Origin of the sequence: Roseateles flavus (genome assembly GCF_039872765.1) — a bacterium.
In the GTDB taxonomy this organism is placed as follows: domain Bacteria; phylum Pseudomonadota; class Gammaproteobacteria; order Burkholderiales; family Burkholderiaceae_C; genus Roseateles_B; species Roseateles_B flavus.
On the sequence record NZ_JBDPZC010000010.1, the window covers coordinates 61,133 to 74,865 of the forward strand.

Here is a 13,733-nt window from a genome sequence, read left to right on the forward strand (position 1 = left end):
ACCGTGACCGCTTCCTCCCGCCTGGCCCTGCGCGGCGACCTCCTGGACTTCACCGGCACGCCTGCCTGGGGCGCGCTGGACGACCCGGCCGTGCGCTTCCGCCCGGACCACTGGCTGCTGATCGAGGACGGACGCATCGTGGGCGCCCAGGCCGAAGACCCCGATGCCCGCTGGACCCGCGAGGACCACCGCGGCCGCCTGATCCTGCCCGGCTTCATCGACACCCATGTGCACTGCCCGCAGCTGGACGTCATTGCCAGCTACGGCGCCGAGCTGCTGGACTGGCTCAACACCTACACCTTCCCCGCCGAGCAGCGCTATGCCGACCCGGCCGTGGCGCGCGGCGGTGCCGAGCGCTTCCTCGATGCCCTGCTGGCTCACGGCACGACCGCGGCGATGGTCTTCCCCACGGTGCACAAGGTGTCCGCCGAGACGCTGTTCGAGGCGGCCCGCCAGCGTGGCATGCGCCTGCTGACGGGCAAGGTGCTGATGGACCGCCATGCCCCGGATGGCCTGCGCGACGACGTGGACCAGGCCCGGCGCGACTGCGAGGACCTGATCCGCCGCTTCCACGGCCAGGACCGCCTGGGCTATGCCGTCACCGTGCGTTTCGCCCCCACCAGCACGCCCGCCCAGCTGGCCATGGCCGGCGATCTCTGCCGCCAGGACGCCTCGCTGTACATGCAGACCCATGTGGCCGAGAACCGCGCCGAGGTCGAATGGGTGGCGAAGCTCTTTCCCGAGGCGCGCAGCTACCTCGACGTCTACGACCGCGTCGGCCTCCTGCACGAGCGCGCCGTGCTGGCCCACGGGATCTGGCTGGACGCGCAGGACCGGGCCCTGCTGGCGCAGCGCGGCGCGCAGCTGGCCTTCTGCCCTTCGTCCAATCTCTTCCTGGGCAGCGGGCTGTTCGACTGGGTCGCGGCCCGCGAGGCGGGCTTTGCCGTCAGCGTGGCCTCGGACGTGGGCGGGGGCACGTCGCTGTCCACCCAGCGCAGCCTGGGCGATGCCTACAAGGTGCAGGCCCTGGCAGGCCGGCGGATGACCGCCTGGGCGGGGCTTCATGCGGCCACGCTTGGCGCAGCGCAAGGCCTGGGGCTGTCCCATGAGATCGGCCACCTCGGCGTGGGTACACTGGCCGACGTCTGCATCTGGGACTGGGCCCGCGGCCCGGTGGCCGAGGCGCGCTTCGCGGTGGCCCGCGAACTGCACGAGAAGGTCTTTGCCTGGATGACGCTGTCCGACGAGCGCAACCTCGCCGCTGCCTTCGTGGCCGGCGTGGCGCGCCATCGGCGTCCGGATCCCTTGCCCCACCCCTGAAACGCAGAAGTCTTGCTGATCGCCATGGCCGAACCCGTCCCCCGACTCGAACTCCAAGGCATCAGCAAGCAGTACCCGGCCGTCAAGGCCAACGATGGCGTCTCGCTGCGGGTGATGCCCGGGCAGATCCAGGCCGTGCTGGGCGAGAACGGCGCGGGCAAGTCCACGCTGATGAAGATCATCTACGGCGCCGTGCAGCCCGACGAGGGCCGGCTGCTGTGGAACGGGCAGCCGGTGCAGGTCAGAAGCCCGGCCCAGGCCCGGCAGCTCGGCATCAGCATGGTCTACCAGCACTTCTCGCTGTTCGACACCCTCAGCGCCGCCGAGAACGTCTGGCTGGGCCTGGACAAGAGCCTCAGCCTGGCCGAGGTGACGCAGCGCATCCGCGAGCTGTCCGCCGCCTACGGGCTGGAGGTCGACCCGCAGCGGCCGGTGCACACGCTGTCAGTGGGCGAGCGTCAGCGGGTGGAGATCGTGCGGGCCCTGCTGACGAATCCCCGCCTGCTGATCCTCGACGAGCCCACCTCCGTGCTCACGCCGCAGGCCGTGCAGAAGCTCTTCGAGGTGCTGCGCCGCCTGGCCGCCGAGGGCTGCGCCATCCTCTACATCAGCCACAAGCTCGACGAAATCCGCGCCCTGTGCCAGCACTGCACGGTGCTGCGCGGCGGCAAGGTCACGGGCGAGGTGGACCCGCGCACCGTGGACAACGCCGCGCTGTCCCGCCTCATGATCGGCAGCGAGCCGCCGCGCCTGCAGGCCGCCCGCGGCGAGCCGGGCGCCCCGGTGCTGCGCGTGCAGGGCCTGGACCTGGCCACCGACAACCCCTTCGGCACCGCCCTGCGCGGCCTGGCCTTCGAGCTGCGCGCGGGCGAGATCCTGGGCGTGGCCGGTGTCAGCGGCAATGGCCAGCAGGAGCTGCTGGCCGCGCTGTCGGGCGAGGACCCGCGGGCGCCCAGGGGCAGCATCCGGCTGTTCGAGGCGGACATCGCCCAGGCCAGCTGCCGCAAGCGCCGCAGGCTGGGTCTGCATGTCGTGCCCGAGGAGCGATTGGGGCGCGGCGCCGTGCCCAGTCTTTCCCTGGCCGACAACACCCTGCTGACCCGCACCGAGGCCGTCAAGGCCGGCGGCTGGCTGCACAAGGCCCAGGCCCGGCGCCTGGCCGAGGAGCTGATCGCCCGCTTCGGCGTTCGCTGCGGCGGCTCGGGGGCTGCGGCCCGCAGCCTCTCGGGGGGCAATCTTCAGAAGTTCATCGTGGGTCGCGAGATCGATGCGGCCCCCAAGCTGCTGCTCATCGCCCAGCCCACCTGGGGCGTGGACGTGGGCGCAGCGGCCCAGATCCGTGGGGAGCTGCTCAAGCTGCGCGACGCCGGCTGCGCGCTCCTGGTCTTCAGTGAGGAGTTGGACGAGTTGTTCGAGATCAGTGACCGCCTGGTGGTGATGGCCCAGGGACGCCTCTCACCCAGCATGCCGGTGGCCCAGGCCACGGTGGAGCGTATCGGGGCGTGGATGTCCGGCCTCTGGGACGCGACCGACGCCAAGGAGGCTCCGCATGCTGCGGCTTGAGACCCGCCCCGAGCCCTCGCGGCTGATGGCCCTGGCCTCGCCCCTGCTGGCCCTGGCCCTGACCACGCTTCTGGGCGTGCTGATCTTCCTGGCCCTGGGCAAGGACCCGCTGCGCGGCCTGCAGATGTTCTTCTGGGAGCCCATCCGCAGCGCCTATGCCTGGAGCGAGCTGGGTCTCAAGGCCACGCCCCTGATCCTCATCGCCCTGGGCCTGGCCCTGTGCTTCCGCTCCAACGTCTGGAACATCGGGGCCGAGGGTCAGTTCATCGTCGGCGCGCTGGCGGCGGGCTGGGTCGCGATGCAGGCCGATGCGCAGACGGGCCGCGGCATCGTCGTGCTGATCCTCTTGGCCGGCGTGCTGGGCGGCATGGCCTGGGCGGCCATCACGGCCCTGTTGCGCGATCGCTTCAATGCCAACGAAATCCTGGTGAGCCTGATGCTGGTCTACGTGGCGGACCTGCTGCTGGGCTACCTGGTCTACGGGCCCTGGAAAGACCCCAACGGCTACAACTTCCCGCAGACCATCACCTTCGCCGCGGCCACCAAGATCCCGCGGCTGTTCAGCGGCTGGCGCGTCAACATTGGCGTACTGGTGGCCCTGGGCGCGGTGGCGGGCTTCTGGCTGCTGATGTTCCGCAGCTATGCGGGCTATGCGCTGCAGGTCGGCGGCCTGGCCCCCGCGGCGGCGCGCTATGCGGGCTTCTCCTCGCGCCGGGCGCTGTGGACCGCGCTGCTGCTGTCCGGCGGGATGGCGGGCCTTGCCGGGGCGCTGGAGGCGGCCGGGCCGCTGGGCCAGCTGACACCGCATGTGCCGGCGGGCTACGGCTTCGCGGCCATCATCGTGGCCTTTGTGGGACGGCTGCACCCGGTGGGCATCGTGGGCTCGGGCCTGCTGATGAGCATGTTCTACATCGGCGGCGAGCTGGCGCAGTCGCGCCTGGGCCTGCCCAAGTCCATCACCGGCGTCTTCCAGGGCCTGCTGCTGTTCACGCTGCTGGCCTCGGACACGCTGATCCACTACCGCGTGCGCTGGGCGCGCCGGGCTGCCTGAGGTCGCACCATGGATCTGAACGCACTCGCCGCACTCGTCGCCGCCACGCTCAATGCCGGCACGCTGCTGGCCCTGGCGGCTCTGGGCCTCTTGATCAACGAACGCGCCGGCGTCGTCAACCTCGGGGCCGAGGGCATGATGCTGGTGGCCGCCATCGCCGGTTTCGCGACCGGCGTGCACACCGGCAGCGACACGCTGGCCTTCCTCGCCGGCATGACCGCGGGCGCGGCGCTGGCGGGCGTCTTCGCGCTGCTGGCCCTGTGGCTCAACACCAACCAGTACGCGGCCGGCCTCGCGCTGAGCCTCTTCGGCACCGGCTTCTCGGCCTTCGTGGGGCAGGGCTATGTGCAGGAGAAGCTCTCGGCGCGACCCAGCTTCGCCATCCCCGGCCTGAGCGATCTGCCCTTCGTGGGCACGGCGCTGTTCAAGCAGCATCCCCTCGTGTACGGTGCGATGGCGCTGGCGGCGGGCCTGGCCTGGTTCCTCTACCGCTCGCGGGCCGGCCTGGTGCTGCGGGCCGTGGGGGAGTCGCCCGAGTCGGCCCATGCCCTGGGCTACCCGGTGCGCCGCATCCGCCTGCTGGCCGTGCTGACCGGCGGCGCGCTGTGCGGCCTGGCCGGGGCCTACGTTTCGGTGGCCTACACGCCGCTGTGGGTGGAGGGCATGATCGCCGGCAAGGGCTGGATCGCCCTGGCCCTGACCACCTTCGCCACCTGGCGTCCGGCCCGCGTGCTGCTGGGTGCCTATCTCTTCGGGGGCGTCACCATGCTGCAGTTCCATCTGCAGGGGCAGGGGGTGGAGGTGCCCAGCCAGCTGCTGTCCATGCTGCCCTACCTGGCGACCATCGTGGTGCTGGTGCTGATCTCGCGCAACAGCGGCTTCATCCGCGCCAATATGCCGGCTTCGCTGGGCAAGCCTTTCCATCCGGGCGGCTAAGATCGCCGGCTGGAATTTTCTGCAGTCTTCACCCCGTCATTCCCCTCACGGGATTTCCAAGGAGCACCCATGCGTCACATTGGCAAGCGTGATCTGATCAAGTGGGCCGGCTGGTCCAGCCTGGCCGCTGCGGCCCTGCTGGTCGGTTGCGGCAAGAAGGAAGAAGCCGCCGCCCCGGCCGCCGCTTCGGCAGCGTCCGCCCCGGCGGCCAAGCCCGAGCCGCTGAAGATCGCCTTCGCCTATGTTGGCCCGGTGGGGGACGGCGGCTGGACCTTCGCCCACGACAACGCCCGCAAGGCCGTCGAGAAGGAATTCGGTGACAAGGTCCAGACCAGCTTCGTCGAGAAGGTCCCCGAGGCGGCCGACGCCGAGCGCGTGTTCCGCGACATGGTGGGGCAGGGCAACAAGCTGATCTTCGGCACCACCTTCGGCTACATGGAGCCCATGCTCAAGGTCGCCTCCGACACGCCGGACGTCAAGTTCGAGCATGCCACCGGCTACAAGCAGGCTGCGAACATGCGCACCTACGACTCCCGCACCTACGAAGGCGCCTACATGGCCGGCGTGGTGGCGGGCAAGATGAGCAAGAGCGGCACGCTGGGTGTGGTGGGCTCCATCCCCATCCCCGAGGTGATCCGCAACATCAACAGCTTCACCCTGGGCGCGCAGAGCGTGAACCCCAAGGTCAAGGTGCGCGTGGTCTGGGTCAACGAATGGTTCAATCCGCCCAAGGAGACCGAAGCCGCCCAGTCCCTGATCGACGGCGGCGCCGACGTGCTGATGCAGAACACCGACTCCAGCGCCGTGCTGCAGACCGCTGAGAAGAACGGCAAGTACGCCTTCGGCTGGGACTCCGACATGACCGCCTACGGTCCCAAGGCCCACCTGGCCTCGGCCGTGATCAACTGGGGCCCGTACTACATCAAGGCCGTGCGTGACGCGCTGGACGGCAAGTGGACGGCCGGCCCGGGTACGCACAGCTGGTGGGGTGTCAAGGAAGGTGCGATCGACCTGGTCTCCCTGGCCGAGGCCGTGCCGGCCGACACCCGCGCACAGATCGACAAGGTCAAGGCCGGTCTGAAGGACGGCAGCTTTGTGATCTGGAAGGGCCCCATCGTCGGCCAGGATGGCAAGGACGTGCTGAAGAAGGACGAGGTCGCCGACGACAAGTTCCTCTCGGGCATCAACTTCTACGTGAAGGGCGTCGAGGGCAAGGTGCCCACCGGCAAGTAAGCCATTGTCTGCCGCATGAAGCCACCCGCCGCGAGGCCGGTGGCTTTTTTCATGGGCGACCGCCGCCCGTGTGGCCCGGTCTGCAGTTCGTCAGCCGGGGATGCAGGTCATCCGCCAGGGATTGGCAAGGGCGCAGGGTCTCACTACATTGGCGCGGTGCTGGGTCATTGCCCAGCCAAGCCAACGAGGAGCCTCACTTGAAGAACGAACAGCAGAAGTCCGCGGCACCCCGCGCCGCCCTGAATCGCCTGGCCCTGTGCCTGGCCCTGGCCAGCACCGGCGGCCTGCTCATGAGCCTGCCGGCCCAGGCTGCGACCACCGCCAAGCAGAGCAGCGCCCCCGTCGCGCCCAAGCGCTACACCATCGAGCAGTTCATGGCGACGACCAATATCGGCGGCGCCTCCTTCAGCGCCGACGAAAAGCGCATCCTCTTCCACAGCAACAAGACCGGCATCTTCAACGTCTACAGCATCCCGGTGACGGGCGGCGAGCCGGTGGCGCTGACCAGCTCCACCAAGGACGGCCACTACGCCGTCGGCTACTTCCCCAAGGACGACCGCGTGCTCTTCACGCGCGACCAGGGCGGCAACGAGCTGAATCACCTCTATGTGCGCGAGCTGGACGGCAGCGAGAAAGACCTGACCCCCGGCGAGAAGCTCAAGGCCCTCTTCATGGGCTGGTCCGGTGACAAGAACAGCTTCCACGTGGCCACCAATGAGCGCGATGCGCGCTTCTTCGATGTCTACCGCTACGACACCAAGACCTACGCCCGCGAGCTGATCTACAAGAACGAGACCGGCATGAACGTGGCCCAGGTCAGCGACGACGGCCGCTGGATCGCCTTCGGCAAGACCAACACCACGGCCGACAAGGACGTCTACCTCTACGACACCCAGGCCAAGACCACCAAGCACGTGACGCCTCACCAGGGCGTGGCCGACAACAGCCCGGTCGGCTTTGACCCGGCCTCCAAGCGCCTGCTGATCACCAGCAACGAGGGCGCGGAGTTCACCCGGCTGATGAGCTACGACCTGGCCAGCGGCAAGATGAGCGAGCTGGAGAAGGCCGACTGGGACGTGGTCTACACCGACTTCTCCGACGACGGCCGCTACCGCGTCACCGGCATCAACGCCGACGCCAGCATTGCGCTCAAGCTGCGCGAGACGGGCAAGGACGGCGTGGAGCGCGAGGTCGCCCTGCCCAAGCTGCCGGGTGGCGAGATCCGCGGCGTCCGTTTCTCGGGCAGCAGCGGCAAGATGGCCTTCTACGTGAACGGCGACCGCTCGCCCAGCAATCTCTTCGTCTATGACTTCGCCAGCAAGCAGGTCAAGCAGCTGACGCAGAGCATGTCCAAGGAAGTCAACCCCGATGACCTGGTGGACGCCAAGATCGTGCGCTTCAAGTCCTTCGACGGCATGAGCATCCCCTCGGTCTACTACCAGCCCAAGGAAGCCTCGCCCACCAACAAGGTGCCGGCCCTGGTCTGGGTGCATGGCGGCCCGGGCGGCCAGACCATGCGCGGCTACTCGGCCCTGATGCAGTACTTCGCCAACCACGGCTATGCGGTCCTGGGCATCAACAACCGCGGCAGCTCGGGCTATGGCAAGACCTTCTTCACGGCCGACGACGGCAAGCATGGCCGCGAGCCGCTGTGGGACTGCGTGGAGGCCAAGACCTACCTGGCCAGCACCGGCGTGATCGACCCCGAGCGCATCGGCATCATCGGCGGCTCCTACGGTGGCTACATGACCCTGGCCGCCCTGGCCTTCCGCCCCGAGGCCTTCAAGGTGGGCATCGACATCTTCGGCGTCTCCAACTGGCTGCGCACGCTGGAATCCATCCCGCCGTACTGGGAGAGCTTCCGCCAGGCGCTGTACCAGGAGGTGGGGGATCCGGTGAAGGACAAGGACTTCCTCATCGCCACCTCGCCGCTGTTCCATGCCAAGGAGATCCGCAAGCCGCTGATGGTGATCCAGGGGGCCAATGACCCGCGCGTGATCAAGCCCGAGAGCGACGAGATCGTCGAGGCCGTCAAGAAGAACGGCGTGCCGGTCGAGTACGTGGTCTTCGACGACGAGGGCCATGGCTTCTCGAAGAAGAAGAACAACATCGAGGCCAGCGGCCGCATGCTGCAGTTCCTCGACAAGCACCTCAAGACGGCCAACACCGCGCCGGCCAAGTAAGAGGGCTGCCCAAGAGGGCACACCGGGACGGGCTGTCAGCCGTCCCGGGCAGTGCTCAAGCCGCAGGCAAGAAGCACAAGAGGCCCCGCGGGGCCTCTTTTCCATGCAGTCCTGTGGCGGCGTTCAGCGAATCAGCGATGCCTGGCCCTGCACATTGCGAGCGTCGGCATTGGCCTGCGCTGCGCTGAGGTCAGCCCGGCGCGCGCCGGTGAAGCGCTTGGCCCAGTAGGCCTCGCGCAGGTCTTCCACGCGCACCGCGCTGCCCACGCGGGGGCTGTGGATGAACTTGCCGTCCCCCACGTAGATGCCCACGTGGGAGAAGGTGCGCTTCATCGTGTTGAAGAAGACCAGATCACCCGGCTTCAGCTCTTCCTGCTTGATCGGAATGAGGCTGGAGAGGCGCGCCTGCTCGTCCGCCCGGTGGGGCAGGACCAGCCCGACGGACATCTCGAAGATGTGGCGGGTGAAGCCGCTGCAGTCGAAGCCGCTCTCCAGGGACTTGCCGCCCCGCTTGTAGGGCACACCCAGGAAGTTCATGGCCGACATGACGAGGTCTGAGGCCGTGTCGCGCACCTGGTTCAGCAGCTTGTTCTCGCTGGCGTTCTTCATCAGCCCGGTGTCCTGGAGGAAACGGGTGATGGCGTCATTGCCGTTGGTGCCGGCGCCTGCGGCCGCGGCGGCGGCCAGGTCGGCGGGTGTCGGGAGGGACTTGCTCGCCGAGGCATTGCCTGGCTGGGCAGCCACCTGCTGGCTCTGGCCATAGGCTCCCATCATGGTGCCCGGCGGCGGCGCCAGCGGGGCAGTGCCCTGGGCCGGCTGCTGCTGCGCCAGTGCGCCGGTGGCGCTGAGGCCCAGCGCCAGCGCGGCGCAGGCCACCGCGGAGCGCAGGGGGCGCAGGGGGCTTTGGCGGTGGGAAAGGCGTCGGGCTGGCAGCATCGGGAACTTGATCTCGGCCGCGCAGCTTAAGAAGCGGGTCTTGGCAGTGTCAAGCAAGGCAGGGGCAAACCGCGGGTAATTCCGGGCCTTGTTCGGCACCCGAATTGCCCCGCGTTTCAATTTGGGGAACAACCGCTATTGGACCATAGGGGGGAGTCGCCACATGTGTCCAAGCGCACACCAGCAACGCCTGTCTTGATCCTCGGCAATTGTCGCCGGCGTGACTCGGCAGGGTCAGCCTGCCGTCAGAGCCCCGTCGTGAAATGCGCCGTAATTCGTAATTATGGAAGTGCAGAGGTCAGCCATGAGCAGCATTCCCGGCAGCGCAAGTCCCCAGGTCCCGGGCGATTACGCCAGCTTCTACCAGCGCTCGGTCGAGCAGCCGGAGGCGTTCTGGCGCGAGCAGGCGGCCCTGATCGAGTGGCAGACGCCCTTCCAGCAGGCTTGCGACTACGGCCGGCCGCCCTTCGCGAAATGGTTTGTGGGCGGCACCACCAACCTCTGCCACAACGCCGTGGACCGCCACGCCCGCGACCGGGGTGATCAGAACGCGCTGATCTGGGTCTCCACCGAGGTCAAGGAAGAGCGCATCTACAGCTTCCGCGAACTGCAGCGAGAGGTCGAGCGCATGGCGGCCATCCTCCAGGCCCAGGGCGTGGGACAGGGCGACCGGGTGCTGATCTACATGCCCATGATTCCCGAGGCCGCCTTTGCGATGCTGGCCTGCGCGCGCATCGGCGCCATCCACTCCGTGGTGTTCGGCGGCTTCGCCAGCGTGTCCCTGGCCAGCCGCATCGACGATGCGTCGCCCAAGCTCATCGTGAGCGCCGACGCGGGCAGCCGCTCCGGCAAGGTCGTGCCCTACAAGCACCTGCTGGATGAAGCCATCCAGCTTGCGAAGCACAAGCCGCAGGCCGTGCTGATGGTGGACCGCGGCCTGGCCGCCTTCGAACGCGTGGCCGGGCGCGACCTGGACTACGCCGCCCAGCGCGAGCAGCACAAGGACGCCCAGGTGCCCTGCGCCTGGCTGGAGTCCAATGCCGTCAGCTACACGCTCTACACCAGTGGTACCACCGGCAAGCCCAAGGGCGTCCAGCGCGACGTGGGCGGCTACGCGGTGGCCCTGGCGGCCAGCATGAAGCACATCTACTGCGGCAACGCGGGCGAGACCTACTTCTCCACCAGCGACATCGGCTGGGTGGTGGGCCACAGCTACATCATCTACGGCCCGCTGATCGCCGGCATGGCCACGCTGATGTACGAGGGCCTGCCGACCGTGCCGGACGCCGGCATCTGGTGGCAGCTGGTCGAGCGCTTCAAGGTGACGGTGATGTTCAGCGCGCCCACGGCCGTGCGCGTGCTCAAGAAGCAGGACCCGGCCTACCTGGCCAAGTACGACCTGAGCAGCCTGCGCGCCCTGTTCCTGGCCGGCGAGCCCCTGGACGAGCCCACCGCCACCTGGATTGCCCAGAGCCTGGGGCGCCCCATCATCGACAACTACTGGCAGACCGAGACCGGCTGGCCCATCCTCTCGATCGCCAATGGCGTCGAGAAGAAGCCCAGCAAGTTCGGCTCACCCGGCGTGGCCATGTACGGCTACAAGGTGAAGCTCCTCAACGAGAGCACCGGCGAGGAACTCACGGGGGCGAACCAGAAGGGCGTGGTGGCCATCGAGGGCCCGCTGCCGCCGGGCTGCCTGCAGACGGTCTGGGGCGACGACGCGCGCTTCGTCAACACCTACTGGTCCAGCATCCCCGACAAGCTGGTCTACTCGACCTTCGACTGGGGCATCCGCGACGAGGACGGCTACTACTACATCCTGGGCCGTACCGACGACGTGATCAACGTCGCCGGCCACCGCCTGGGCACGCGCGAGATCGAGGAGAGCATCGCCAGCCACCCCAATGTGGCCGAGGTGGCCGTGGTGGGCGTGGCCGACGCGCTCAAGGGCCAGGTGGCCATGGCCTTCGCCGTGCTGAAGGATGCCAGCCGTGCGGCCACGGAGGAGGGCGCCCGCCAGCAGGAAGCCGAAATCATGAAGCGCGTGGACGAGCAACTGGGCGCCGTGGCCCGGCCGGCCCGCGTGCGCTTCGTGAGCGTGCTGCCCAAGACGCGCTCGGGCAAGCTGCTGCGCCGCGCCATCCAGGCCGTGTGCGAGCAGCGCGACCCGGGTGACCTGACCACCATCGAGGACCCGACGGCCCTGCAGCAGATCCGCAGCCTGGTGGGAGGCTGAGGGGCGACTGAGGGCCGACTGAGGGGCGCCGCGCGGTGCCGGTCTCGGTGTTTGTCCCGGTGCGCTGACTTCCGGGCGAGGGCAGGGCCGCGGGCACAATCCGCGCACCATTCCCAGCAGAGGCGGTGGCGCGGACCGCGCCGTCGCGCAGCCACACCATGACATCGATGCAGACTCCGCGCCGCCTCGTCGGCGCGCTCCTTCTGGCCGGCCTGACCGGCATCGCGGGCTTCGCACAGGCCGAGGCCGCTGCCACGCTGCCCGCTCCGCTGTTCCCCACGCTGAAGACGGTGGCCCAGATCCGCCAGGCCTGCGACAGCGGCCTGGCTTCGGCCAAGAAGGCCCTGGCCCAGCTGGAGCGCCGCAAGGTGGACCTGGGCTGGATGGCGGCCTTCGACGACTATGCCGCCACGGTGGAGGACGGCCAGAGCGCCGTCGACTTCGTGCAGTACGTGCACCCGGACAAGGCCGGCCGCGACGCCGCCCAGGCCTGCTCCATGCGCTGGACACAGTTCAACTCCACCGTCGCCCAGAACGAGCAGCTCTACAAGGCGCTCAAGCGCGCTCCCACGCCCCAGCCGCGCGACCGCGAGCTGCAGCGCGTGGCCCTGGGGGCCTTCGAGGATAGCGGCGTGTCCCTGCCCGCGCCCAAGCGCCAGCGCGCCAAGGCCATCATCGACAAGCTGGGCGAGCTGGACCAGCAGTTCAACAAGAACATCCGCGACGCCAGCCTCCAGATCGCCTACACCGAGGCGGAGCTGCAGGGCGTGCCTGAAGGCGTGTGGAAGAACGCCCGCCGCGACGCGCAGGGGCGCATCCTACTGGGCGTGGACTATCCCAGCTATGGGCCGGTGCTGCAGTCGGCTGAGAATCCCGAGACCCGCCGCCGCATGTGGGAGGCCAAGGTCAACGAGGGCGGTGAGCCCAATCTGCGCCTGCTGGCCGAGATCGCCCAGCTGCGCCGCGAGTACGCGGGCCTGTTCGGCTATGACAACTACGTGGATTTCAACCTGCGCCGGCGCATGGCCGGCAATGCGCAGGCGGCCTGGAAGTTCCTGGACGAGGTCCAGGCTACGGTGACAGAGCGTGAGCGCGCCGATGTCGCCGAGCTGCAGGCGGCCAAGGCCCAGCACCTGGGCCTGCCGCTGGCCCAGGCCCGTGTCGAGCGCTGGGACGCCAGCTTCTATGCCGAGCGCCTGCGCCAGGCCCGCTTCCAGGTGGACCAGGAAGCGCTGCGCGAATACTTCCCTGCCCAGGAGAGCCTGCGCTTCGCCATGCGCATCATCGAGCGCCTGATGGGCGTGAAGTACACCCCGGTGCCTGCCGAGCTGTGGCACCCCGAGGTCCAGGCCTTTGCCGTGAGCGACGCCGCCACCGGCAAGCCCCTGGCCAATCTCTACGTGGACCTCTTCCCCCGCGAAGGCAAGTACAACCACGCGGCCGTCTGGCCCCTGCGCGGCAGCGCGACGCGCATCGGGCGCCTGCCCGCCGCGGCGCTGGTGGTCAACTTCAATCGCAAGGGCCTGACCGTCGACGAGATGGAGACTCTGCTGCACGAGCTGGGCCATGCCGTGCACAACAACCTCAGCAACACCTTCTACCTGCAGCAGGCGGGTACGGCGGTGATGCACGACTTCGTTGAGGCGCCCTCGCAGATGCTGGAGGACTGGGTGGTCAACAAGCAGGTGCTGCCGCTGATGCGCGAGGTCTGCGCCGACTGCAAGCCCATGCCCGAGGCGCTGGTGGACAAGGTCGTGGCTGCCAAGCACTTCGGCAAGGGCACGCAGTACGGTCGCCAGCATCTCTATGCCAGCTATGACCTGGCCCTGCACGGCAAGGACCCGCAGGACCCCCAGGCCCTGTGGGCGAAGATGGAGGGCGCCACGCCCATGGGCCATGTGCCGGGCAGCAAGTTCGTGGCCGGCTTCTCCCACATCGCCGGCGGCTATGGCGCGGGCTATTACGGTTATCTCTGGAGCCTGGTGCTGGCCATGGATCTGCGCAGCCCCTTCGAGGCCAACAAGCTGGATGCCGAGATCGGCCGCCGCTACCGCGAGCGCATCCTGGCCCAGGGCGGCCAGAAGCCGGCACCGGAGCTGGTGCGCGACTTCCTGGGGCGCAACCCCAGCAACGCGGCCTTCTTCGACTACCTGAAGCACTGATCGCCCCCGGCGTTCTCGCGCTGCTGACGGCCCGCCCTGGCGGGCCGTTTTCATTGGCGGCCGCCGTGTCTGTCGCTTTGTGTGTGCGAATGTGTTTTGTGCGCTGCCCGCGT

The 13,733-nt window shown here is 68.7% G+C and carries 9 protein-coding genes; 8 read left to right on the top strand and 1 reads right to left on the bottom strand.

Annotated elements, in window-relative coordinates; genetic code table 11:
- Window positions 1–3 precede the first annotated feature (3 nt).
- The 6 genes from guaD to ABDJ40_RS19205 all read left to right on the top strand — a co-directional run bounded on the left by guaD (window position 4) and on the right by ABDJ40_RS19205 (window position 8,286).
- Window positions 4–1,320 carry a guanine deaminase gene (gene guaD / locus ABDJ40_RS19180; protein WP_347612016.1) on the top strand — a complete coding sequence of 439 codons (1,317 nt, stop codon included), beginning with the start codon at window positions 4–6 and terminating at the stop codon, window positions 1,318–1,320.
- A 24-nt stretch (window positions 1,321–1,344) separates the two neighbouring features.
- On the top strand, window positions 1,345–2,883 hold the full coding sequence (locus ABDJ40_RS19185) for an ABC transporter ATP-binding protein (RefSeq protein WP_347612018.1): 1,539 nt from the start codon (window positions 1,345–1,347) through the stop codon (window positions 2,881–2,883).
- Entirely contained in the window at window positions 2,870–3,934 is a 1,065-nt protein-coding gene (locus ABDJ40_RS19190; RefSeq protein WP_347612020.1) for an ABC transporter permease, read from the top strand. The genes ABDJ40_RS19185 and ABDJ40_RS19190 overlap by 14 nt, the downstream gene beginning before the upstream one ends.
- 9 nt (window positions 3,935–3,943) lie before the next feature.
- Complete coding sequence (locus ABDJ40_RS19195; RefSeq protein ID WP_430765660.1) at window positions 3,944–4,870, top strand: ABC transporter permease; 927 nt, start codon at window positions 3,944–3,946, stop codon at window positions 4,868–4,870.
- A gap of 69 nt (window positions 4,871–4,939) precedes the next feature.
- Window positions 4,940–6,103, top strand: a complete 1,164-nt coding sequence (locus ABDJ40_RS19200) for a BMP family ABC transporter substrate-binding protein (protein WP_347612022.1) — start codon at window positions 4,940–4,942, stop codon at window positions 6,101–6,103.
- Window positions 6,104–6,300: 197 nt separating this feature from the next.
- Window positions 6,301–8,286 carry a S9 family peptidase gene (locus ABDJ40_RS19205; protein WP_347612024.1) on the top strand — a complete coding sequence of 662 codons (1,986 nt, stop codon included), beginning with the start codon at window positions 6,301–6,303 and terminating at the stop codon, window positions 8,284–8,286.
- A gap of 123 nt (window positions 8,287–8,409) precedes the next feature.
- On the opposite strand, the gene ABDJ40_RS19210 is transcribed toward ABDJ40_RS19205, so the two are convergent.
- Window positions 8,410–9,222: a C40 family peptidase gene (locus ABDJ40_RS19210; protein ID WP_430765661.1), complete on the bottom strand. Its 813-nt coding sequence runs from the start codon at window positions 9,220–9,222 to the stop codon at window positions 8,410–8,412.
- Between the two features lie 304 nt (window positions 9,223–9,526).
- On the opposite strand from ABDJ40_RS19210, the gene ABDJ40_RS19215 reads away from it, so the two are divergent.
- Window positions 9,527–11,458, top strand: a complete 1,932-nt coding sequence (locus tag ABDJ40_RS19215) for a propionate--CoA ligase (protein ID WP_347612026.1) — start codon at window positions 9,527–9,529, stop codon at window positions 11,456–11,458.
- 158 nt (window positions 11,459–11,616) lie between these two features.
- The gene (locus ABDJ40_RS19220) at window positions 11,617–13,620 is read left to right on the top strand and encodes a M3 family metallopeptidase (RefSeq protein ID WP_347612027.1); all 2,004 of its coding nucleotides are present in this window, start codon (window positions 11,617–11,619) and stop codon (window positions 13,618–13,620) included.
- Window positions 13,621–13,733: the final 113 nt, after the last annotated feature.